Origin of the sequence: Nocardioides sp. 1609 (assembly GCF_004522105.1) — a bacterium.
GTDB lineage: Bacteria > Actinomycetota > Actinomycetes > Propionibacteriales > Nocardioidaceae > Nocardioides.
On the sequence record NZ_SPUJ01000003.1, the window covers coordinates 609,333 to 632,199 of the forward strand.

At 73.5% G+C, this 22,867-nt stretch carries 18 protein-coding genes; 9 read left to right on the forward strand and 9 right to left on the reverse strand.

What is annotated here, in order from left to right; all coding sequences use genetic code 11:
* Positions 1 to 14: 14 nt before the first annotated feature.
* A complete protein-coding gene (locus E4623_RS09150; protein ID WP_209020577.1) occupies positions 15 to 1,595 on the reverse strand; it encodes an FMN-binding glutamate synthase family protein in 1,581 nt (526 codons plus the stop codon).
* Between the two features lie 64 nt (positions 1,596 to 1,659).
* On the opposite strand from E4623_RS09150, the gene E4623_RS09155 reads away from it, so the two are divergent.
* The 3 genes from E4623_RS09155 to rpsT all read left to right on the forward strand — a co-directional run bounded on the left by E4623_RS09155 (position 1,660) and on the right by rpsT (position 4,010).
* Positions 1,660 to 2,625, forward strand: a complete 966-nt coding sequence (locus tag E4623_RS09155; protein WP_134766192.1) for a phosphotransferase — start codon at positions 1,660 to 1,662, stop codon at positions 2,623 to 2,625.
* Positions 2,622 to 3,626: a phosphotransferase gene (locus E4623_RS09160; RefSeq protein WP_134766193.1), complete on the forward strand. Its 1,005-nt coding sequence runs from the start codon at positions 2,622 to 2,624 to the stop codon at positions 3,624 to 3,626. The genes E4623_RS09155 and E4623_RS09160 overlap by 4 nt, the downstream gene beginning before the upstream one ends.
* 123 nt (positions 3,627 to 3,749) lie before the next feature.
* Positions 3,750 to 4,010: a 30S ribosomal protein S20 gene (rpsT, locus tag E4623_RS09165; protein WP_134766194.1), complete on the forward strand. Its 261-nt coding sequence runs from the start codon at positions 3,750 to 3,752 to the stop codon at positions 4,008 to 4,010.
* A 151-nt stretch (positions 4,011 to 4,161) separates the two neighbouring features.
* On the opposite strand, the gene holA is transcribed toward rpsT, so the two are convergent.
* From holA to leuS, 5 genes are all read right to left on the reverse strand, one after another.
* Positions 4,162 to 5,151, reverse strand: coding sequence for a DNA polymerase III subunit delta (holA, locus tag E4623_RS09170; RefSeq protein ID WP_134766195.1), 990 nt, complete (start codon positions 5,149 to 5,151; stop codon positions 4,162 to 4,164).
* A 29-nt stretch (positions 5,152 to 5,180) separates the two neighbouring features.
* Complete coding sequence (locus E4623_RS09175; protein ID WP_245154979.1) at positions 5,181 to 7,517, reverse strand: ComEC/Rec2 family competence protein; 2,337 nt, start codon at positions 7,515 to 7,517, stop codon at positions 5,181 to 5,183.
* 4 nt (positions 7,518 to 7,521) lie between these two features.
* A complete protein-coding gene (locus E4623_RS09180) occupies positions 7,522 to 8,526 on the reverse strand; it encodes a helix-hairpin-helix domain-containing protein (protein ID WP_209020578.1) in 1,005 nt (334 codons plus the stop codon).
* Between the two features lie 146 nt (positions 8,527 to 8,672).
* Positions 8,673 to 9,557: a DegV family protein gene (locus E4623_RS09185; RefSeq protein ID WP_134766196.1), complete on the reverse strand. Its 885-nt coding sequence runs from the start codon at positions 9,555 to 9,557 to the stop codon at positions 8,673 to 8,675.
* 43 nt (positions 9,558 to 9,600) lie between these two features.
* Entirely contained in the window at positions 9,601 to 12,120 is a 2,520-nt protein-coding gene (gene leuS, locus E4623_RS09190) for a leucine--tRNA ligase (RefSeq protein ID WP_134766197.1), read from the reverse strand.
* A 195-nt stretch (positions 12,121 to 12,315) separates the two neighbouring features.
* Between leuS and serS the strand changes: the two genes are divergently transcribed.
* Positions 12,316 to 13,578: a serine--tRNA ligase gene (gene serS, locus E4623_RS09195; RefSeq protein WP_134766198.1), complete on the forward strand. Its 1,263-nt coding sequence runs from the start codon at positions 12,316 to 12,318 to the stop codon at positions 13,576 to 13,578.
* Positions 13,579 to 13,606: 28 nt separating this feature from the next.
* Positions 13,607 to 14,074, forward strand: a complete 468-nt coding sequence (locus E4623_RS09200; RefSeq protein ID WP_134766199.1) for a VOC family protein — start codon at positions 13,607 to 13,609, stop codon at positions 14,072 to 14,074.
* A 13-nt stretch (positions 14,075 to 14,087) separates the two neighbouring features.
* Here the strand turns inward: E4623_RS09200 and E4623_RS09205 are convergent, their stop codons facing one another.
* Positions 14,088 to 14,711 (reverse strand): TetR/AcrR family transcriptional regulator, encoded by a 624-nt coding sequence (locus tag E4623_RS09205; protein WP_245154980.1) that lies wholly within the window; start codon positions 14,709 to 14,711, stop codon positions 14,088 to 14,090.
* 120 nt (positions 14,712 to 14,831) lie between these two features.
* Between E4623_RS09205 and E4623_RS09210 the strand changes: the two genes are divergently transcribed.
* The 4 genes from E4623_RS09210 to E4623_RS09225 are packed head-to-tail and all read left to right on the forward strand — an operon-like array spanning position 14,832 to position 19,096.
* Positions 14,832 to 15,626 carry a glucose 1-dehydrogenase gene (locus tag E4623_RS09210; RefSeq protein WP_134766200.1) on the forward strand — a complete coding sequence of 265 codons (795 nt, stop codon included), beginning with the start codon at positions 14,832 to 14,834 and terminating at the stop codon, positions 15,624 to 15,626.
* A 2-nt stretch (positions 15,627 to 15,628) separates the two neighbouring features.
* Complete coding sequence (locus tag E4623_RS09215; RefSeq protein WP_245154981.1) at positions 15,629 to 16,771, forward strand: DUF5938 domain-containing protein; 1,143 nt, start codon at positions 15,629 to 15,631, stop codon at positions 16,769 to 16,771.
* Positions 16,772 to 16,775: 4 nt separating this feature from the next.
* Positions 16,776 to 18,326 (forward strand): long-chain fatty acid--CoA ligase, encoded by a 1,551-nt coding sequence (locus E4623_RS09220; RefSeq protein ID WP_134766202.1) that lies wholly within the window; start codon positions 16,776 to 16,778, stop codon positions 18,324 to 18,326.
* Positions 18,323 to 19,096, forward strand: a complete 774-nt coding sequence (locus E4623_RS09225; protein ID WP_134766203.1) for a 3-oxoacyl-ACP reductase family protein — start codon at positions 18,323 to 18,325, stop codon at positions 19,094 to 19,096. The genes E4623_RS09220 and E4623_RS09225 overlap by 4 nt, the downstream gene beginning before the upstream one ends.
* Positions 19,097 to 19,123: 27 nt before the next feature.
* Here the strand turns inward: E4623_RS09225 and E4623_RS09230 are convergent, their stop codons facing one another.
* Both E4623_RS09230 and E4623_RS09235 read right to left on the reverse strand, forming a co-directional pair.
* Positions 19,124 to 20,572: a TIGR00366 family protein gene (locus E4623_RS09230; protein ID WP_134766204.1), complete on the reverse strand. Its 1,449-nt coding sequence runs from the start codon at positions 20,570 to 20,572 to the stop codon at positions 19,124 to 19,126.
* A 151-nt stretch (positions 20,573 to 20,723) separates the two neighbouring features.
* On the reverse strand, positions 20,724 to 22,781 hold the full coding sequence (locus E4623_RS09235) for a PhoX family phosphatase (protein WP_134766205.1): 2,058 nt from the start codon (positions 22,779 to 22,781) through the stop codon (positions 20,724 to 20,726).
* Positions 22,782 to 22,867: the final 86 nt, after the last annotated feature.

Here is a 22,867-nt window from a genome sequence, read left to right on the forward strand (position 1 = left end):
CGGGCGACAGCGCGTCAGGGGGTGAAGCGGTCCGGGTCGGCGGCGTCCCAGTCGGCACGCCAGCTCTCGGGTGCGCCCGTCAGCAGCTCGCCGGGCGCGAGGTAGTCGAACAGCTCGGCGTACGACGCGATGGTGCCGTGGTCGACGCGGCGCCGCAGCATGCGCGGGTCGAGGTCGTCGAAGGAGTGCAGCCCCATCGAGGCGACGACCCGGGCCGCCGACTCGACCACCTCGCGCTGGTAGCTGGTGACCCGCGCGGTCTTGTCGACGACGTCGAGGGCACGGGTCCGCTTGGGGTCCTGGGTGGCCACCCCGACCGGGCAGGTGTTGGTGTGGCAGGTCTGGGCCTGGATGCAGCCGACCGCCATCATCATCGCGCGGGCCGCGTTGGTGAAGTCGGCGCCCTGGATGATCCGCTTGACGACGTCGACGCCGGTCGCGACCTTGCCGGAGGCGCCGAGCTTGACGTGGTCGCGCAGGCCGACGCCGACCAGGGCGTTGTCCACGGTCATCAGGGCCTCGGTAAGCGGCATGCCGACGTGGTCGGAGAACTCCATCGGTGCCGCCCCGGTGCCGCCCTCGGCACCGTCGACCACGATGAAGTCGGGCGTGACGCCCTCCTCGACCATCGCCTTGCAGATCGCGAGCAGGTCGACCCGGGAGCCGAGGCACAGCTTGAACCCGGCCGGCTTGCCGCCGGCGAGCCGGCGCAGGTGGGCGACGAAGAGCACCAGCTCGCGCGGGGTCGAGAAGACCCGGTGGTAGGCCGGCGAGACGACCGTCTGCCCGAGCGGGACGCCGCGGGTCTCGGCGATCTCCCGGTTGACCTTCGCGCCGGGCAGCACGCCGCCCAGCCCGGGCTTGGCACCCTGGCTCAGCTTGATGCTCACCATCTTGACCTGGGGGTCGGCGGCCTTGGCGGCGAACTCGTCCTCGTCGAACCCGCCGTCGGGCGTGCGGCAGCCGAAGTAGCCCGAGCCGATCTCCCAGACCAGGTCGCCACCCTGGCGGTGGTACGGGCTGATCGCGCCCTCGCCGGTGTCGTGCGCGAACCCGCCCCCGGCGGCACCGCGGTTCAGGGCCTCGATGGCGCTGCCGCTCAGCGAGCCGAAGCTCATCGCGCTCACGTTGAGCAGCGCCATGTCGTAGGGCTGGGTGCAGTCCGGACCACCGATGCGGACCCGTGGCGGCTCCGGCAGCGGGTCGACGGGCCGGGTGGAGTGCACCAGGTACTCGTAGCCCACGGCGTACAGGTCGCGCTCGGTGCCGAACGGCTGCTCCTCCTGCTGGCCCTTCGAGCGCTGGTAGATCGAGGAGCGGGTGTTGCGGTCGTAGGGCCGGCCGTCGAAGTTGCGCTCGATGAAGTACTGCTGGAGCTCGGGGCGGATGCCCTCCATCAGGAACCGCATGTGCCCGATCACCGGGTAGTTGCGCAGGATGGCGTGCTGCTTCTGCACCAGGTCGTGCACGCCGACGACCAGCAGCCCGAGCACCACGGCGAGCAGCAGGAACCACCCGGGGCCGCCGATCGTGGCCGCGAGGGTGGCCATCGCGCCCAGGAACAGCAGGAACCCGAGGACGTAGAAGCGCAGCACGACTCGGTTGTACACCCGATCCGCCGGGCGATCGGTTCGGCGCGACGACGCCGCGTCGGCGAGGATGTCGCTCGTGATCTCGCCGCGGCCCTACCCCGCCCCCGTCGGCCGCACCGCCCGGCGCCTGGAGTGGCCGCACCTGCCCCCGGTGATCCGGTCGGCCGTCGAGTGGCGGATCGGGACGACGGTCCTCGCCGCGCACTCGCAGACCGCCGGGTTCACGCCCGGCTTCGCGTCGGTGCTGGTGGGCGCGGACGGCTCGCGGCACTTCGTCAAGGCGGCCTCGGTCAAGGCCCAGCGGCCGTTCGCGGAGTCCTACCGCGAGGAGGCGCGCAAGCTGGGGGCGCTGCCGGCCGGCGTCCCGGCCCCGCGGCTGCTGTGGGTGCACGACGCCGACGACTGGGTGGTGCTCGGCATCGAGCACGTCGAGGCCCGCGCCCCGCGCCGGCCGTGGACCCGCGGCGACCTCGACCTCGCGCTCGACATGCTCGCCACGACCGCCGCGGTCCTGACCCCGCCGCCGGCCGGGCTGGCCCTCGACACCTTCGCCGCCGAGCTGGCCGGGTGGCCGGCGTGCTGGGACTACGCGCTGCGCACCTTCGTCCTCCCGCACGGCGAGGAGGCCGCGGCCCTCGCGGCCCGGTTCGGCGAGGTCGTCGACGGCACGACGGTGGTGCACACCGACGTGCGCGACGACAACATCCTGCTCGCCGCCGACGGACGCGCGCTGCTCTGCGACTGGAACTGGCCCGTGCTCGGCGCCCCCTGGCTCGACTCGCTGCTCCTGCTCGTCGGTCCGTGCGGCGACGGGATCGACGTCGAGGCCGTCCTCGCCGAGCACCCGACGTTCGCCGACGTGCCGGCCGAGTCGGTCGACATCCTGCTGGCCCTCGTCATCGGCTACTTCCTGAAGTCGGCCGACGACCCCGTGCCCCCGACGTCACCGCACCTGCGGGACCACCAGCGCTGGCAGGCCGACGTGCTCTGGGACTGGCTCTGCGAGCGACGCGGGTGGGAGACCGGCGAGTGAGCGCACCACGGGCGGTCGGCCGTCGCGCGACGTATGCCGAGATGCCGGCGGCGGTGCGGGCCTGGGTGACGCAGACCCTCGGCTCCCCCGTCGTCGAGGCCAGCGAGCAGGTCGGCGGCTTCTCCCCCGGGTGCGCCACCCGGCTGCGCTGCGCCGACGGCAGTCGTGCGTTCGTGAAGGCGGTGGGCGCCGACCTCAACCCCGACAGCCCGACCCTGTTCCGACGCGAGGTGCTCGCCCTGTCGCTGCTGGGCTCGCACCCGCTGTGGGCCGACCTGCTGGCGTCGTACGACGAGGGTGGCTGGGTGGCCCTGCTGCTCGAGGACGTCGAGGGCCACCACCCCGACCTCGACGACGACGCCGTGATGGGCCGGCTCGTCGACGACACCGACCGGCTCGTGGCCGTCATGGCGCAGCGGGTGCCCGAGCCGCCCGCGCCCCCTCCGGCGACCGGCAACGCCCTGTACCGCGCCGGTCTCACCGACCTGCGGGCGACGTTCGTCGGGTGGCGGGCCGGGCTCGAGCACGCCGCCGAGATGCCCCCCGGCCTGGTGCCGGCCTGGGTCGTCGAGCACCGCGACGACCTGGTGCCCGGCGTCCGGGCCCTCGCCGAGCAGCCGAACGACCACCTCGTGCACTACGACATCCGCAACGACAACCTCCTCGTGCGACCTACCGGCGACCTGGTCTTCCTCGACTGGGGCGCCTGCGGCATCGGGCCGGACTGGCTCGACCCGTTGCTGGCTCGGCTGGAACGGGTGGACCTCCCCTGGTTCGACGACTCCCTCGCCACCTCCCCCGCCCTGGCACGGGTCGGCGACGACGTGGTGACGTCGTGGCTGGTCGCGATGGGGACCTACCTGGCCCACCGCGCGCACACCGCCGTCGACGTCAACCTGCCGACCCTGCAAGACTTCCGACGGCGCGAGTCGGCCCGGATGCTCGGCGCCGCGGCGCGCCGGCTGGGTCTCGGTCCGAGATCCGGTGCGGGACCCGGGTGACGATTTCTGTCCTGCCCGTCCCACTGGTAACTTGGTCCGTCGCGTGCCGGCCGTCCCGACGTGCCCACGCACCCAGACCTGCACCACCTGTCCAGCACCAGCATCCGAGGCGAAGGCAACCCTGTGGCGAACATCAAGAGCCAGATCAAGCGCAACAAGCAGAACGAGAAGCGGCACGAGCGCAACAAGGCCGTCAAGACCGGCCTGAAGACCGCCGTCCGCAAGTTCCGCGAGGCCGCGGCGGCCGGTGACAAGGACCAGGCGCTGACCCTCGGTCGCGAGGCCAACAAGGCGCTCGACAAGGCCGCCTCGAAGGGCGTCATCCACAAGAACCAGGCGGCGAACCGCAAGTCGGCGATCTCGAAGACCTCCGCCTCGCTCTGATCCTCACCTGCGTCGACCCGTCACCCATGGGTGACGGGTCGATCTGCATTTCGCGCTGACCCGTCACCTATCGGTGACGGGTCGATGTCTGTCTTGCGCTGACCCGTCACCTATGGGTGACGGGTCAGCGTGGTGGTCGGCGCGTTCGTGGTCAGCGCTCGTCGCGCAGGCCGGCGATGGTGAGCACCAGCCGCTCGAGGGCGTACGACGCGTCGCTGGCGGCGCCCTTGATGTCGGCGTCGGCCTGGGCCACCGCGCGGATGGCTCGCGACAGCCCGGACTCCGACCAGCCCTGGGCCTGCGAGCGCAGGGTTCGCAGCTTCCATGGCGGGACGCCGACCTCGCGGGCCAGGTCGGCCTCGCGCAACCCCCGCATCGCGCCCTTGTAGCGGGCCAGGCCCCGCGCGCTGCCGGCGAACGCCGAGGTCACCAGGACGGCGGGCGTGCCGTTGTCCATCGCCCAGCGCAGCTCCTCGAGCGCCTGCTCGCGATGCCCGGAGAACGCGTGGTCGGCCACCGCGAACGACTTGGCCTCGGCGCGCCCACCGAAGTAGCGCGCGATCTTGTCGGAGGTCAGCCGCTCGCCGAAGAAGTCGTTGGTGAGCTGGTGGGCGGCCGCCGACAGCGAGCGCAGGTCCTGGCCGACCGCCTCGACGAGGGCCCGGGCCGCGTCGTTGTCGATGGTGGCGCCGTGCCGGCGGACCTCGGCCGCGACGAACCCCGGGAACTCCGAGGCCTTGAGCTCCTCGGACTTCGCCTCGGTGACCCCGCGCAGCTTGCGCAGCTTGGTGAGGGTGCCGCTGCCCTTGGGGCCACCGCCGTGCACGAGCACGACGGCGACGTCCTCGACCGGCGCCGCGGCGTACTCGAGGAGGCCGGCGACCGACTCCTCGGGCAGGTTCTCCAGCCCCCGGACGACCACGCACCGCGTCGCGGAGAACAACGACGGCGCCGACATCTCCCCGAGCGAGGCCAGGGTGAGGTCGGAGGCTCCGGTCTCGGAGAACTCGGCCTCGCCGTCGTGGGCCCGGACGACGTCGCGGACCGTCTGGACGGTGCGCTCGTTGAGGAACTCCTCCTTGCCGGTCACCAGGGTGACGCGGCCGAGCACGCTGCTGCTGTCCAGGTTCGCTGCCGGCATGGCTGCACCCTGGCACACGCCACCGACGCTCACCCAGCGGCCCGCACGCTCACCGTGCCGCCTGCGCCGGCACCGGCCACGACCAGGACGTCGCCGTCCTCGTCGGTGCGCGCGACGCCCGCACCGGTGGCCTCCAGCGCCCCGAGGACGTCGGGCGCCGGGTGGCCGTAGTCGTTGTCGGCGCCGACCGAGACCAGCACCTGCTCGGCGTGCAGCGAGGTCAGCCAGTCGAGGTCCTGGTAGCGGCTGCCGTGGTGCGGGAGCTTGAGGACGTCGACGTCGAGGCTCGGCAGCTCGCGGGCCACCGCCGCCTGGCCGGGGGGTTCCACGTCGCCGGTCAGCAGGATCCGGACGCCGCGGACCTCGGCGAGCAGGACGACGCTCTCGTCGTTGGCCGTGCTGCCGTCGCCCGGCCCGACCGTGGGCGGTCCCGGGAGCGGCCAGAGCACCTGCAGGACGACGTCACCGACCGTGACGGCGCCGGACGGCGGCAGCGTCGGGACCACCCCGGCCCCACGCGCAGCGCCGACGACCTCCTCGACCGCCTCGGGCGGGTCGAGCAGCGACGTCGTCCAGACCTGGCCGACCCGACGGCCGTCGAGCACGCCGGGAAGACCGTCGACGTGGTCGGCGTGGAAGTGCGTGAGGACCACCAGCGGCACCTCCTCGACGTCGAGGCGGCGCAGGCAGCGGTCGACGGCCGTCGGGTCGGGTCCGGCGTCGACGACGACCCCGCGACCGGCACCGGCGTTGACCACCAGGGCGTCGCCCTGGCCGACGTCGCACATCGCGAGCACCCAACCCGCGCCCGGCCAGCCCGGTGAGGGCAGCGGCACCGTCACGACCACGACCAGCACCACCGCGGCCGGCACGGCGCGCGCCGGGTGGCGCAGCACCCAGGGCGCCGACGCCGCGAGGCCGACGCACCCGGCGACGAGCACGGCCAGCGACCCGGCGCCCGCGCCCCAGTCGACGGCGGCCAGCGGCAGGTCCGCGCCGCGGCGCGCCACCGCGACGATCCACCCGACGCACCACCCCGCCGCCGTGCCGAGCAGACGGGCGGGCGGGTCGCCCACCAGCGCCACCAGGCCGCCGGCCAGACCGAGCACGGTGGCCGGTCCGACGACCGGCGCGACCAGCAGGTTGGCGACCACCGCGACCAGGCTGACCTGGCCGGAGAGACCCGCGACGACCGGCGTGCACGCGACCTGCGCCGCCGCCGGGACCGCCACCGCCTCGGCCAGCCACCGCGGCAGCCAGCGGGCGAGCGCGTCGCGCCACCCGGGTGCCAGCACCACGATGCCGGCCGTCGCGAGGACCGAGAGGACGAAGCCGGCCGACGTCGCCAGGCCCGGCTGCACCAGGAGCAGGACGACGACCGCGACCCCGAGCCCGCGGAACGCACGGCGCCGGCTGTTGGCGCCTATCGCCAGCAGGCCGACGGCGCCCATCGCCGCGGCGCGCAGGACGCTCGGCTCGGTGCGTGCGAGCAGCACGAAGCCCACGATGCCGAGCCCCGCCACGAGCGCCAGCCAGCGACCGCGCACGTGGCACCACCGGGCCAGGACGAGCAGGAACCCGACCACGAGCGTCAGGTTGGTGCCCGACACCGCCGTGAGGTGCGTCAGTCCCGTGGTGCGGAAGTCGTCCTCCAGGTCGGCTGTCAGGCCGGCGTCGTCGCCGTCGACGAGCGCCGGGACGAGCGCCCGCTGGTCGGCCGGCCGGTGCGCGACGGCGTCGCGGATCGACGCACGGACCGCCCCGGCCCCGCGCCACCAGACGTCGGGGCCGTGCCGCACGACCGGGCCCGAGGCGCCGGTGAGCAGCGCGGCCAGGTCGGCGTCGTCGGCCGGCGCGAGGAGACCCCGGGTCGCCACGCTCGACCCGAGCTCGACGCCGGACCACCGCTCGTCGCCCAGCACCAGCACCGGGACGGCGACCTCGTGCCGCACGCCGCGACCCACGACCGCCCGCACCTCCAGGCGGACGACGACCCCGTCGCCGAACGGTCCCGCCACCGGGCGCGGGTCGGCGACCACGACGCCGGTCACCTCGACGGCGGCCCGCTGCTCGGCGAGGGCCGCCACCGGGCTGCTGCTCACCGCCTCCGCGCGCAGCGACGCCGAGGCCAGGACGGCGGCCGCGACCAGCCCGCACGCCAGCACCGCGCCGGCGAGGCCCGGCTCGCGCCGGAGCGCCGCGAGCACCAGCCCGGCCACCACCGCAGCCAGGACCACGGCCCCGGCGACACCCGGCGGCAGCAGCGCCGCGACGAGGCCGCCCGCCCAGCCCGACGCGGCCAGGCACGGTGTGCGCAGGTCGGCCGGGGCGGCGACCTCGGGCGGCTCCTCGTCGACGTCGGGCACGACATCAGACCGTCACCAGCGGGGTGAGGGTCGCGAGCGTCGCGTCACCGATGCCGGAGACCTCGAGCAGCTCGGTCACGGCGGTGAAGGCACCGTGCTCCTCGCGCCAGGCGATGATCGCGGTGGCCGTGACCGGCCCGACGTCGGGCAGGGTCTCCAGGAGGGCCTGGTCGGCGAGGTTGAGGTCGACGAGTCCGGCCGGGACCCCGGCGGCACCGGGGGCGGCCGGCGGGACGGTCGCTCCCCCGTCGACCCCGACCAGGATCTGCTCGCCGTCGACCAGGACCCGGGCCAGGTTCAGCGAGCTCAGGTCGACCGCGGGGCGCGCGCCGCCGGCCCGCTCGAGGGCGTCGACGACCCGCGCGCCGGCGTCGAGGACGACGATGCCTGGACGCCGGACCCGCCCGGCCACGTCGACGGTCACGGTCACCGCCCCCGCGGCACCGGCCGACGGCTCGGCCGCAGGCACGGCCGACGGGACCGCCCCCGCCTCGACGGGCACCAGGCCGGGGGGCGGGTCGGTGACCGGCACGGGCGGGCCCGGATCGTCGCGCAGCACCTGCCAGGCGGTCACCGCCAGCCCGACCGACACGAGGAGGGCGACGACCGCGAGGGCGCCGGCGCCGACCCGCACCCGGCCGCGCAGCGTCTCCGGCACGACCGCGGCGAGCGACACCCGTCGCCGCGCCGCGTGCCGCCCCGGGACCGGGACCGACGCCGCACCGGGCACCGGCCCGGACAGCGGCGACGCGGTGGTCGCCGGCGCCGGGGTGAGCGGTCGGTCGGCGGGCGCCGGGTCCGGCACCACGTGCAGCGGCGCCCGGGCCGCACTCACCCGGGTGTGGTCGTCCCACCACTCCCCGCCCGAGGCCGGGTCGACCGCCCCGCGCTCGACCAGGGCCTGGTCGACCGGGTCGGCCTCTCGCCCGGCCGCGAGCTGCTCGGAGAGCAGCGCGAGCCGGCGCGAGACCGCCTCCTGGTGCTCGGGGCTCGGACGTCTGCTGCGCATGTCGAGGACCGTAGGCAGCCGGTCGGGCCCTCCGCGACCACCGGCGACCCTCCTGTGGAGAACCCGCGGACACCCCGTCCTGTGGACGGTTCGTGGTCATCCGCGGTCGCGAGGCGCCACGCGGTGGGAGGCGCGGTCGCGAGGCGCTACGCGGGCCGCGGCGCCACGCACACCGCGAGCATCCCGGGCCCGACGTGCGCCCCGAGGACGGCCCCGATCTCCGCACACCACACCCGCCCCCCGTCCGGCCCGCCGCTCAGCTGGTCGGCGAGCCGCTCCGCCAGCTGGTCGGCCAGCGCCGTGGCGCGGTCGGGACTGGCCAGGTGCGCCACGCAGACGTCGACCGGCCGCTCGCCGGCAGCAGCGACCGCCAGGTCGGCCAGCCGGGCGATGGCCCGGCTCGAGGTGCGCACCCGCTCCAGAGAGGAGACGGTGCCGTCCTCGATGGTCAGCAGCGGCTTGACCGCCAGGGCACCCCCGAGCAGGGCGGCCGCCGCGCCGATCCGGCCACCGCGCCGCAGGTACTCGAGGGTGTCGACGTAGAAGTACGACGAGCAGCCGGCCGCCCGCTGCCTCGCTGCCTCGGCGACCTCGTCGGCCGAGCCCCCGGCCGCGGCGACCTCGGCCGCGGTCAGGGCGGCGTACCCGGTCGCGACGCCGACCTGGCGACTGTCGACGCACACCACCCGCACCCCCTCGGCACGGGCGTCGCGCGCGGCCAGCTGGGCCGACTCGAAGGTGCCGCTCATCTCGCCGGACAGGTGCACCGAGACGACGTCGGTCGCGCCGGCCGCGGCCGCGGCCCGGTAGGCGTCGAGGAACACCGCCGGTGCCGGCCGCGAGGTGCTCACGGGCCGGAACTCGCGCAGCGCGTCGGCGACCCGCTCGGGCGTCGCCTCGGGCGAGCCCTCGTCGAACGCGTCGGCCCCGACGACGACCTGGAGCGGCACCACGACGATGCCGTGCTCGGCCGCCAGGCCGGTCGGCAGGCTCGCGGTCGAGTCCGTGACGACGGCGACGGACGGGGGCATGCCGGGGATCCTAGGAGACATCCCGCCCGGACGACGAGCCCGCTCACACCACCAGGTTGACCAGCTTCGGCTCGCGCACGACCACCTTGCGCACCTCGCGCCCGTCGACCGCCGCGACGACGACCGGGTCGGCCAGCGCCAGCGCCTCCAGGTCGGCGGCGCTGATGTCGGGGGCGACCTCCAGCCGCGCGCGCACCTTGCCCTGGACCTGGACCACGGCCGTCACCGACTCCGCGACCAGCAGCGCCGGGTCGACGCTGGGCCAGGCGGCCTGGGCGACCGACGGGGCGTGGCCCAGCCGGTCCCACATCTCCTCCGCGACGTACGGCGCGACCATCGACAGCAGCCGCGCGACCACCTCGGCGGCCTCGCGCACGGCCGGGTCGGCGCCGCCGGGGCCGGAGTCGATGGCCTTGCGGGTGGCGTTCACCAGCTCCATCGTCCGGGCGACCACCACGTTGAAGCGGTGGCTCTCCAGCAGCGTCTCGGCCTCGGCCACGGTGCGGTGGGTGACCCGGCGCAGCGCGACGTCGCCACCGCTCGCGTCGGTGCCCGGCGCCGACGTCACGTCGCCGCTCAGCCGCCAGGCGCGCTGCAGGAAGCGCAGCGAGCCGGTCGGGCTCATGTCGGCCCAGTCGATGTTGTCCTCGGGCGGGCTGGCGAAGACCAGGGTCAGGCGCACCGCGTCGACGCCGAACTGCTCGAGCTGGGCGCCCAGGTCGATGCCGTTGCCCAGCGACTTGCTCATCTTGCGGCCGTTGTTGATGACCTTGCCCTGGGACAGGTAGGAGGTGAACGGCTCGTCCCAGGTGATCAGGCCCAGGTCGCGCAGCGCCTTGGTGAAGAAGCGCGCGTACAGCAGGTGCAGGACGGCGTGCTCGTCCCCGCCCAGGTAGAAGTCGACGGGCCCCCACGCCTCGGCCAGGGCCGGGTCGAAGGCCTGGGTGTCGTCGTTCGGGGACAGGAACCGGAAGAAGTACCAGGACGAGTCGACGAAGGTGTCCATCGTGTCGGTGTCCCGCTCGGCCGGGCCGCCGCAGGCGGGGCAGGCGACCTCGACCCACTCGCGGGCCGCGCCCAGCGGCGAGGTCCCCCGCGGCTTCAGGTCGGCGCCGCGCAGCTCGGGCAGCCGGACCGGCAGCTCGGACTCGGGGACGGCGACCTCGCCGCACGCGGGGCAGTGCACGATCGGGATCGGGGCACCCCAGTAGCGCTGCCTCGACAGCAGCCAGTCGCGCAGCCGGAAGTTGACCGTGCCCGCGCCGTGAGCGATCTGCTCCAGGTGGGCGATCGTGGCGCTCTTGGCCTCGGCCACCGGCAGGCCGTTCAGGTCGAGCGCCGACTCGACGCCCGGGGCGGGCGAGTTGATCGCGGCGCCCTCGCCCGCGTACGCCTCGCCCTCGAAGTCGGCGGGCGGCTCGGTGGTGCGCACGATCGGCAGGTCGAAGGCGGTGGCGAACTCCCAGTCGCGCTGGTCGCCGCCGGGGACGCCCATCACGGCGCCGGTGCCGTAGTCGGCCAGCACGTAGTCGGTGGCCCACACGGGGATCCGGTCACCGGTCAGCGGGTTCGTGGCGTGCACGCCCAGGAACACGCCCGTCTTCGCTCGGTCGGTGGCCAGCCGGTCGATGTCGGTGGCCTTGCGGACATCGTCCCGGTAGGCCTCGAACTCGGCGCGGTGCTCGTCGGTCACCAGGGCGTCGGCCAGCTTGGCGTCGACCGCGACGACCATGAACGTCGTCCCGAACAGCGTGTCGGGACGCGTCGTGAACACCGTGACCGGGTCGTGGCCCTCGACGTCGAAGGACACGTGCGCGCCCTCGGAGCGGCCGATCCAGTTGCGCTGGGCGTTGGCCACCTTGCCGATCCAGGTGTCCTGCAGGGCGTCCAGGCCGTCGTAGAGCTCCTGCGCGTAGTGCGTGGTGCGGAAGTACCACTGCGTCAGCTCCTTCTTGGTCACCTCGGCCCCGCAGCGCTCGCAGGTGCCGTCGGCCAGCACCTGCTCGTTGGCCAGCACGGTCTGGTCCTGGGGACACCAGTTGACCGGGCTGTTCTTGCGGTAGGCCAGGCCCTGCTCGCGCAGCTTCAGGAACAGCCACTGCGTCCACCGGTAGTACTCGGGGTCCGAGGTGTGCAGCCGCCGCGACCAGTCGAAGGACAGCCCGTAGTGCTTCATCGACGCCAGCTGGGTCTCGATGTTGGCGTAGGTGTAGGTCGCCGGGTGGGTGTCGTTGCGGATCGCGGCGTTCTCGGCGGGCAGGCCGAAGGAGTCCCAGCCCATCGGGTTCAGCACCTCGTAGCCGCGGAAGCGCCAGTAGCGGGCGATCACGTCGTGCAGCGCGAAGACCTCGGCGTGACCCATGTGCAGGTCGCCGCTGGGGTAGGGGAACATCGTCAGCGCGTAGCGCTTCTCCCTGCGCCCCTCGGTGACCGCCGCGTCGTCGGCCCGGAACGGGTCGAGCTCGGCCCACACCCGCTGCCACTTCTGCTCGACCGACCGGACGTCGTACGTCGCCGCCTCGCCGGTCCCGGTGACGGTGCTGTCGGTGCCCTGCTCGCTCATCGTCTGCTCCTGCTCGTGCTGCTCCGGACATAAAGAAACCCCTCACGTGGAGGGGTGGCCGCGCGATCAGCGAGTGATCAGCGCGGCTGTCCAAGAAGCAGGGTGTGGGTGCTCACCGGTGCATCGTACCGCGTGACAGGCCCCGGGCTCGACCACCTACCTCGCGCCCCGGGGACGCGCCCTAGCATGTTCGCCATGCTGGACGTACGCACCATCCGCGAGCACCCCGACCTGGTCAAGCACGCGGTGGAGGTGAAGGGGATCGACCTCGACGTCGACGCCCTCGTGGCGCTCGAGGCCGAGGTGCGCCGGCTGCGCCACGAGGTCGACAACGCGATGGGCGAGCGCAAGCGGCGCTCGAAGGAGTTCGGCCGGGCCGACGAGGCCACCCGGGAGCGGCTGCGCGCCGAGCAGGCCGAGTTCGACGTCCGGCTGAGCGCGACCAAGGACGAGCACGCCGTACGCGCGGCCGAGCTGCAGGACCTGATGCTCCAGGTGCCGGGCATCCCGTGGGACCAGGCGCCCGTCGGCGCCGGGGAGGCCGAGAACGTCGTCATCAAGAAGGTCGGCACTCCCCCGACCTTCGACTTCGAGCCCCTCGACCACGTCACGCTGCTCGAGGAGCGCGGGTGGGCCGAGTTCGCCCGCGCCCGCAACGTCTCCGGGGAGCGCGCCTACGCGTTGCGCGGGGACGCCGTCCTGCTCGAGCGGGCGGTGCTGTCCTACGCGCTCGACCTGCTCGTGACCCGCAGCTTCACGCCGATCTCGGTGCCTTCGCTGGTCCGCGAGGCCGCCCTGGTCGGCACCGGCATGTTCCCGAAGGGCCGCGAGGAGACCTACGAGCTGCCCGCCGACGACCTGTTCCTCGCGGGCACCGGCGAGGTCGCCCTGGTCGGCCTGCACGCCGGGGAGATCCTCGACAAGGCGCAGCTCCCGCTGCTGTACGCCGGCATCTCGCCCTGCTTCCGCCGCGAGATCGGCAGCGCCGGGCGCGACGTCCGGGGCCTGGTCCGGGTCCACCAGTTCGAGAAGGTCGAGCAGTTCGTGGTGTGCGAGGCCGACGACGCCGAGTCCGAGAAGTGGCACCAGGCCCTGCTCGACTGTGCCGAGCAGCTGCTCCTCGACCTCGACCTCGCCTACGAGGTCGTGGAGTGCAGCACCGGCGACATGGGGCTGGGCAAGTTCCGCATGAACGACATCAACACCTGGTTCCCCTCGCTGGAGAGCTTCCGCGAGACCCACTCCTGCTCCACGCTGCACGACTGGCAGGCGCGCCGCGCCAGCCTGCGCTACCGCGACACCGACGGCACCATCAAGCACGCCCACACGCTCAACAACACCGCGGCGGCGACGCCGCGGCTGCTGGTCGCGCTCATCGAGAACCACCAGAACGCCGACCGCACCGTCACCGTGCCGCCGGTGCTGCGCCCGTACCTGCAGGGTCGCGAGGTCCTGTGATGGTGCCGAGCCCGAGGAGCCGGCCCCGATGAGCCTGGCGCCGTGGATCGTGGCCGCGGACGCCGCCGCGCTGCTCGACTTCCTCGCCGAGGTCCTCGGCGCCCGGGAGACCGGTCGCGCGCCCGGGCCCGACGGGCTGGTCGGGCACGCGGAGACGGTCGTCGGCGGCACGACCGTCGTGGTGATGGACGCCCTCCCGGGGTGGGCCCCGCAGCCGGCGCTGATGCGCGTCGACGTCCAGGACGTCGACGCGGTGCTGGCCCGCGCGGAGGCGGCCGGCGCGACCACGGTCACGCCCCGGACGTCGTTGCCGTTCGGCGACGACGTCGCCCGGTTCACCGATCCGTGGGGCAACCTGTGGTGGGTGCACGAGCACGTGCAGGACGTCGACTTCGACACCCTCCTGGCCCGCATGGAGGATCCCGCCACCGCCGAGACGATGGGGCACTTCGAGCTCTCGCTCGATGCCGAGATGCGGCGCCGCGCCGGCTCCTGACCGGCGGTGAGGCTCAGGCCTCCGGCGCCAGCAGCACCGGCAGCAGGGCGCGCACCTGGGCGGGCAGTCCGGCGAGCACCGCCTCGCCGTCGCGCGTGAGGGCGAGCAGGCCCTGCTGGAACAGCCCGTCGAGGACGGCGTACGTCGCCGCCGGCGTGAGCGCCGGCGGGCGGCCGGCGAGGTCGGAGTAGCGCTCGACGACCCGCCAGATCATCTCCTGCAGCGTGTTGTCGATGTGGGTGACGGCCTCGCTCAGACCCGGCTCGAACATGCTCTGGGTGCGCAGGTCGTACCAGAGGCGGTGCATGGGCGCCTCGTCGCGCAGCGTCTCGACGAGCTTGGCGGCGAACGCCTCGACGAGCTCCTCGGCGCTGTCGGACTCCGCGACGACCGCGTCGTAGCGCCGCACGCACCGCGCCTTGTAGTAGCGCACGCAGTAGACGATGAGCTCGAGCTTGTCGCGGAAGTAGTAGTGGACGACGCCGTGGCTGAACTCGGAGTTCGTCGCGATCTCGCGCAGGCTCGCCCGGGCGTAGCCGAGCTCGCCGAGGGTGCGCAGCGCGGACTCGGCGAGCTGGTTGCGGCGCTCGTCGTGCTTGTCGCCCGGGGAGCGACGGGGAGTCGCCGTGGTCGTCACGTCTTCCATCATCGCACGACCGCCTGATCCTGACGACTGTCAAGTTTTCTCTTGACACCCGTCAAGAGCATGGAGGAACGTGTGACCGGCACCACACCCGACTCCAGGAGGCCACGCTCCATGACCCACCACGACCTGACCGGGCGCACCGCCCTGGTCACCGGCGGAGCCCAGGGGCTGGGTGAGGGCATGGCCCGCGCCCTCGCCGCCGCGGGCGCGACCGTCGTCATCGCCGACCTCCAGGACGAGGCGGCCGGCACGGTCGCCGCCTCGCTCGGGGAGGGGCACGGCGCGGTCCACCTCGACGTGACCGACGAGGCCGGCTGGGAGGCGGCCGTCGCCTCCGCCGTCGAGCGCACCGGTCGTCTGGACGTCGTCGTCAACAACGCCGGCGTCGAGGTCAGCAGCCTGATGGCCGACGTCGAGGTGGCCGACATCCGCACCATGCTCGACGTCAACGTGCTCGGCACCGCGCTCGGGATCAAGCACGCGCTGCGCACGATGCGCCCCGGCGGCGCGGCCGGCCACGGGGGCAGCATCGTCAACATCTCCTCGGTCGCCGCGACCATCGCCTTCCCCGGGATCCCGATCTACTCCGCCACCAAGTCGGCCGTCGACCGGCTCACCCGCGTCGCGGCGATGGAGGCCGGCAAGCTCGGCTGGGGCGTCCGGGTCAACTGCGTCTACCCCGGCCTGGTCCCCACCGCGATGGGCCAGGGGCTCGCCGTCGACATGGCCACCCTCGGGCTCTTCGAGAGCCCGGAGGCCGCCGTCGGCGCCGTCATCGAGCAGACCCCGCTCGGCCGGCTCGGCGAGGTCGCCGACATGGCCGACGCCGTCGTCTTCCTGGCCTCCGACGCCGCCAGGTTCATCACCGGCACGGGCTTGTCCGTCGACGGCGGGATGGGGATGTGACCGTGACCGACTCCCCGAGCAGCAGCAGGCCCGTCGTCGTCTACGGCGCCTCCGGCTACACCGGCCGCCTCGTGTGCGAGTACCTCCGCGAGTACGGCGTCCCGTTCGTCGCCGCCGGCCGCAGCGCCGAGCGGCTCACCGCCTCCATGCAGTCCCACGTCGCCGGCATCGAGACCGCCGACTACGAGGTCGTCGAGGTCGAGCACACCCTCGAGGCCCTCACCGAGCTCGTCCGCGGCGCCTCGGTGGTGCTCAACACCGTCGGCCCGTTCAGCAAGTGGGGCCCCGAGGTCGTCGAGGCGTGTCTCGCGACCGGAGCGCACTACACCGACACGACCGGCGAGCAGGACTGGTTGATCACCTGCGACGAGAGGTACGGCGCGGACTTCGCCGCCGCCGGGCTGCTCCTCGCGCCGGGGATCGCACAGATGTACACGACCGGCGAGATCGCGGCCCAGCTGTGCCTGGAGACGCCGGGGCTCGACACGCTCGACATCGCCGTGTTCTGGGGCGGCAGCCCGACGATCGCCTCGACGCAGACGATCCTCTTCAACGCCGCGACGTCGGCCGCGCACCACCTCCAGCAGAACCAGTACGTGCCGTTCGACGCCGGCCAGGGCCTCGTGCCGCTCGTGGTGCCCGGTCAGCACGAGCTGGCCCTGTCCCTGCCGTGGGGCGGCACGTCGCACCCGGTGTGGTTCAAGCGCGACCCGCGCGTGGCCAGCTGCAAGGCGCAGGGTGGGGTGTTCAACGCGGCGCTGATGCACGGCGTCCCGCAGATCGTCGCGGCGGCGCTCGAGGCCACCAAGGACATGGACGACGACGACCGCGACGCCGCGCTGGAGGCCACCGCGGCCCAGGTCATGAACCAGATGCCCCCGCGCGAGAACCCACGGCTCAACAAGTCGCTCGACTCGGTGCACGCCTCGGGTCCGCTCGGACGCGCGCACTGCGTCATCCACGGCAACTCCAACTACAAGCAGACCGGACTGCTGCAGGCCTACGCGGCCTACTCGCTGCTCCAGCAGCCGCCGCTGCGCGTCGGCTTCGCCTCGGGCTGCCAGGCCTTCGGCCACCGTGAGCTGCTCGGCGTCTTGCGCTCGTTCGGGCTGGTCGCCGCCCCGGTCCTGACCGTGGAGGCCTGACCCGGTGCGCCTGGCCGACTACCTCGACAAGGGGGCGTCGCTCGGACCCGACGCCCCCTGCCTGACCACCGACGGCACCACCAGCTCCTACGCCGACGTGCAGGAGCTGAGCCGGCGCGTCGCCGGCGGCCTGGTGGCCCGGGGGGTCGCGCCGGGCGACGCCGTGGCGATCGTGTCGTCCAACGACCCGGTCGCCTTCACCACCGTGTTCGGCATCAGCCGCGTCGGCGCGGTCTGGTGCCCGATCAACCCGCGCAACGAGGCCTCGGAGAACCGCGAGCTGCTCGAGCTCTTCGGGTGCACCACGCTGGTCTTCCAGGCCTCGTACGCCGGCCTGGTCGACCAGATCCGCGGCGACCTGCCGGCGCTGACGACGCTCGTCTGCCTCGACGCCGGACCCGACGACGCTCCCGCGTGGGCGCTGACCTGGACCGAGCTCCTCGACGCCGGCGACGGCGTCGAGGTGGCGGCTCCCCCGACGGGCGACGACCTCGCGATGATCGTCGGCACCGGCGGCACCACCGGGCGCCCGAAGGGGGTGCTGCTCACCCACCACAACCTCGAGACGATGACGGCCATCACGCTGATGAGCTACCCGTTCGAGGGCCGCCCGGTCTACCTGGCGCTCGCGCCGCTGACGCACGCGGCCGGCGTCCTGTGCTTCCCGGTGCTCGCGCTGGGCGGCGAGGTCGTGGTGATGCGCACCCCCGCCGTCGGTGGCTTCCTCGAGCACGTCGAGCGACACCGCGTCACCCACACGTTCCTGCCGCCGACGCTCGTCTACATGGTGCTCGCGCACGAGCGGCTCGACGTTACCGACCTCTCGACCCTGCAGTGCTTCTGGTACGGCGCCGCGCCGATGTCCGCGGCCCGGCTCGAGGAGGCGCTGACGCGCATCGGCCCGGTCATGGCACAGCTGTTCGGCCAGACCGAGGCGCCGATGATGATCGCGACGCTCCCGCCCCGCGCGCACTTCCGGGACGACGGGAGCATCGCCCTCGAACGGCTGTCATCAGCGGGGCGTCCGGCACCGCTGGTGACGGTCTCCATCATGGCCGCCGACGGCACCCTGCTGCCCCCCGGCGACACCGGCGAGATCGTCGTGCGGGGCTCGTTGGTGATGGCCGGCTACCACCGCGACCCGGCGGCGACCGCCGAGGCCTCGGCGCACGGCTGGCACCACACCGGCGACGTCGGCTACCTCGACGACGACGGCTACCTCTTCATCGTCGACCGGGCCAAGGACATGGTCATCACCGGCGGGTTCAACGTCTACTCGACCGAGGTCGAGCAGGCGCTGATGGCCCATCCCGACGTGCAGGACTGCGCCGTGGTCGGCCTGCCCGACGAGAAGTGGGGCGAGCGGGTGGTCGCCGTCGTCCAGCCGCGGGCCGGGGCGCGGCCCGACCCGGCGGAGGTCACGGCGTTCGTCAAGGCCCGGATCGGCAGCGTCAAGGCGCCCAAGCAGGTGGAGGTCTGGAGCGACCTGCCACGCTCGAAGGTCGGGAAGGTCCTCAAGACCGACATCAAGGACCGGCTACGGTCCGAGGCATGACCGAGACCCGTCCCGTCCCCGACCTCTTCCGCCTCGACGGCAAGGTCGCCGTCGTCACCGGCGCCTCCAGCGGCCTCGGCGTCGCGTTCGCCCGGGGGCTCGCCGAGGCCGGCGCCGACGTGGCGCTCGGCGCCCGGCGCGTCGACCGGCTCGCCGAGACCGCCGCGCTGGTCGAGGCCGCGGGGCGCCGCGCGCTGACCGTCGCGACCGACGTCGCCGACCCGGAGTCCTGCACGAACCTCGTGGCCCTCGCGATGGAGGAGTTCGGCCGCGTCGACATCCTGGTCAACAACGCCGGCATCGGTACCGCCGTCCCCGCCACCCGGGAGACGCCCGAGCAGTTCCGCCAGGTCATCGACGTGAACCTCAACGGCTGCTACTGGATGGCCCAGGCCTGCGGCCGGGTGATGCAGGACGGCTCGAGCATCATCAACATCTCCTCGGTGCTCGGCCTCACCACGGCGGGGCTCCCCCAGGCGGCGTACGCGTCGTCCAAGGCGGGCCTGATCGGGCTGACCCGCGACCTCGCGCAGCAGTGGACCGGACGCAAGGGGATCCGGGTCAACGCGATCGCCCCCGGCTTCTTCCTCTCCGAGATGACCGACCAGTACCCCGACGGCTACCTGGAGTCCCAGCTGGCGCGGGTCCCCCGCGGCCGCAAGGGCGACCCGGCCGAGCTCGCCGCGACCGTCGTCTTCCTCGCCTCCGACGCCGCCGGCTACATCACCGGCCAGACCCTGGCGGTCGACGGCGGCCTGACCATCGCCTGAGCGTCGCCCCGGGCCTGGACGTCGCGGTCAGGGCATCACCGGTGGCTCGAAGCTGAACGTCCGGCCGAGCGCCCACAGCAGGACCAGCACCACCGGCAGGTGGAAAAGGAACTGCAGGAACGTGAACCCGACCAGGTGGCGCGCCCGCAGGCCCAGCACGGCCAGCAGCGGCAGCATGAAGAACGGGTTGACCAGGTTGGGCAGGGCCTCGGCGGCGTTGTAGATCTGCACGGTCCAGCCGAGGTTCATCTCGACGTCGGTCGCCGACTGCATGACGTACGGCGCCTCGACCAGCCACTTGCCGCCGCCGGACGGCACGAGCAGTCCGAGCAGAGCGGTGTAGAGGGCGATCACGATCGCGAAGGCGCCGCCCCCGCCGATGTCGGTGAACAGCTCGGCGAGGTGGCCTGACACGGTCTCGCCGCCGCGCCCCTCGGCGCGGGTGAGGACGGCGGCCATGGCGGCGTACAGCGGGAACTGCACCAGCACCCCGGCGGTCGCGGGCACCGCCTTGCTGACCGCCGAGAGGAACCGCCGCGGCGTGCCGTGCAGCACCAGCCCGAGCACCAGGAAGACCATCAGGTAGCCGTTGAGGTTGCTCACGACGGTCAGCACCGGCAGCTCGACGAACTGCACGACCAGCCAGCCGAGGGTCAGCACGCCGACCACCGCGGGGAGGATCGGCGAGTACTCCAGCCACTCGCCCGGGTGCTGGCGCTCCGGCACGGTGCCGGCGTCGTCGGTGAGGTCGACGCCCATGTCCTCGGCCGTCCTGACGGCCGCGCCCTGGGGGGCCGAGGCCCACGCGATCGCGACGGACAGCGCGATCAGCACCGCCGCCATCACCAGCGACTGCCAGGTGAGGATCGTGTCACCGAAGTCGAGGACGCCGGTGATCTCGAGCAGCTCGGGCGGCAGGCTCTCCGGCGTCGCCTGGAGCTGGGCCGCGGACGACGACAGCCCGAGCGCCCAGACCGCGCCGAGACCGAGGTAGGCGGCCGCGCCGAGCGCGCGGTAGTCGCAGCGCAGGTCGCCACGGCGGGCGATGGCCCGGGCGAGCAGCCCGCTGAAGACCAGGCTGAGACCCCAGTTGAGCAGCGAGACGCTGCACGACAGCAGGGCCACCCAGGCGACCGCGCCACGGGGCGTCGAGGGCAGCCGGGCCGCCCGCTCGATGATCCGCGCGACCGGACCGGACGTCGCGACGACGTACCCGGTGAGCACGACCATCGCCATCTGCAGGGTGAACGCCGCGAGGTCCCAGAAGCCGTCGCCGAACGTGGTGGCGACCGTGCGCGGGCTCGACCCGTTGGCCATCGCGGCGACCGCGACGAGCACGACGCCGGCCAGGGCGAAGACGTAGGCGTCGGGGAACCACCTCTCCGTCCAGCCCGCCGTGCGCTGGGCGAACCGCGCCAGTCCGCGTTCCCGCTGCTCGTCCGGCGCCGGTCCCGGCGCTGGTGCTGTCGTCGACATGTGGTCCTCCGAGGTCCGACCGGTCAGGGCGTCTGCGCCGATCAGGCTAACCATCGTCCGGGCCGTGTCCAGGCCGCGGCCGCAGGAGGCCGCAGGCGGTCGACGGGACCGCCGACCCGTCGGTGGTCACCGACGGGTCGGCGGCTCGCGATCAGCGGTCGCGGTAGGCCACGCAGACCGAGGGGCGCGGGAAGTCGTCGGTGTGCGGCCACGTGCTCGCCTGCTCCTCGAACGTCGCCCCGGTCACCTCGCCGGGGTGCTGGACGGCGAAGAAGAGCGACCGGTCGCCGTCGGTGACCAGCGGCCCGCAGGCCTCGGCACCGGCCGGCACGGTGAGGAACTGCATGACCCGCCCGCGCTCGGGACCCGACGTCGGCACGCGGAAGATGCCGTCGTTGGAGCCGAGGACGTTGCCGTCGGTGGAGATCCACAGGTTGCCCCGGCTGTCGAAGCTGAGGTTGTCGGGGCAGCTGATCGGGCTGACCTTGCTCTTGTCGAAGCCGCCGAACCAGGTCTCGGCCGCCGCCGGGTCCCCGCAGACCAGCATCAGGTCCCAGCTGAAGGCGCGGCCCGTGTGCCGGTCACCGTCCTCGGTCAGCTCCAGGACGTAGCCGTTGCGGTTGCCGGACGCAGCCGTCAGCGGCTCCCCGAGCGCCGAGCGGACCATGGACGTCGCCAACGGGTTCGCCTCGTCGACCGGCATCGCCTCCGTGCCCCGGTTCGAGTTGTTGGTCAGGGCCGCGTAGATCTTCTTGTTGACCGGGTTCGGCTCGACGTCCTCCGGACGGTCCATCTTGGTCGGGCCGACCTTGTCGGCCGCCAGGCGCGTGAACAGCAGGACGTCGGCGACCGACATCCCCGGCACGTACGACGTGTTCTCGTCGCACAGCGGGATCCACCGGCCGGTGCCGTCGTGCTGCCCGTCGGCGCTGCCGTCCCCGGAGAGCCGGGCGACGTAGAGCGTCCCGGCCGTCAGCAGCCCCAGGTTGTGACGTCGGGCCGCGCGGGTGCCGCTCGTGTCCATCTTCTCGCGCGAGACGAACTTGTAGAGGTAGTCGCCGCGCTCGTCGTCGCCCATGTAGGCCACGGCCCGCCCGTTCTTGGCGATGATGATGTTGGCGCCCTCGTGCTTGAAGCGACCGAGCATCGTGTGCTTGCGCGGCACGGACGCGGCATTGCTCGGGTCGACCTCGACGACCCAGCCGAACCGGTGCGGCTCGTGCGGCTCCTGGCTCAGGTCGAAGCGACGGTCCACGGTGCCCCAGCCCTTCCCGGCGCCGGTGATGCCGTAGCGGGCGTACTCCGCGGCGTACTCCGCGGGGACCCCGGTCCCGGCGTCGAAGTACTGGTTGAAGTTCTCCTCGCCCGAGAGCACCGTGCCCCACGGCGTCATCCCGCCGGCACAGTTGTTGAGGGTGCCGCGCACCGTCGTGCCGCGCGGGTCGGCCTTCGTGCGCAGCCGGGGATCGCCGGCCGCCGGACCGGTCAGCCGGAAGCGGGTGTCGATGTGGATCCGGCGGTTCTCGGGGCAGCGGCTGAGCACCTTGACCTGCTTCCACGACCCCGGGGTGCGGCCCTGGCGGACCCGCACCACGGACATGCCGTGGTTGTACATCGCCAGCGCCTTGACCTCGTCGGCGGTGTAGGCGTCGGTCGGGAACATCAGGTTCTCGTTGGTGTACTCGTGGTTGACCACCAGGAGCGCCTCGTCGGTGCGCCCGGCCAGCGGCACGAGCCCGACGTAGTCGCAGTTGTAGCCGAACTGCGTCTTCGTCGCCTCGACCGTCTGGCGGTAGGCGTCGAAGGTCGGGGCACCGGCGACGACCTTGTCCCCCCACCGCATCACGACCGAGCTGGTGAAGCCGGACGCCGTCACCACGGCGTGCCGCTTGTTGGGCCGGACCGGCCGGAACCAGGACTTCGTGAGGTCGCGGCTCTGCGCGCGGGCCGGCGCGGCCGCGGCGTCGTCGACGAGGGCGCCACCGACGGCGAGCACCGTGCCGCCGAGCAGCGCGCTGCGTAGGACCCCACGACGTCCCACGACCTTGGCGATCTCGTCCTGGACGTGGGCGTGCTCGCTCCGGTTGGGCTCGGGGTGGTCGCAGGCGCTGCCGCAGCGGAGCAGGCAGGTCATCGGGTCGCGCGAGGCGCGGGTGTGCGCACCGATCGGGGCGATCGGGAGGTACCGGGTCGGGAGTGCGGGCGTCATGCCTCGGACCGTAGAGAGCGAGCCGGAGCAGCCTGCGGCGCCCAGGTGAACACCCGGCCACCATCAGGTGACGGGGTCGGGGCGAC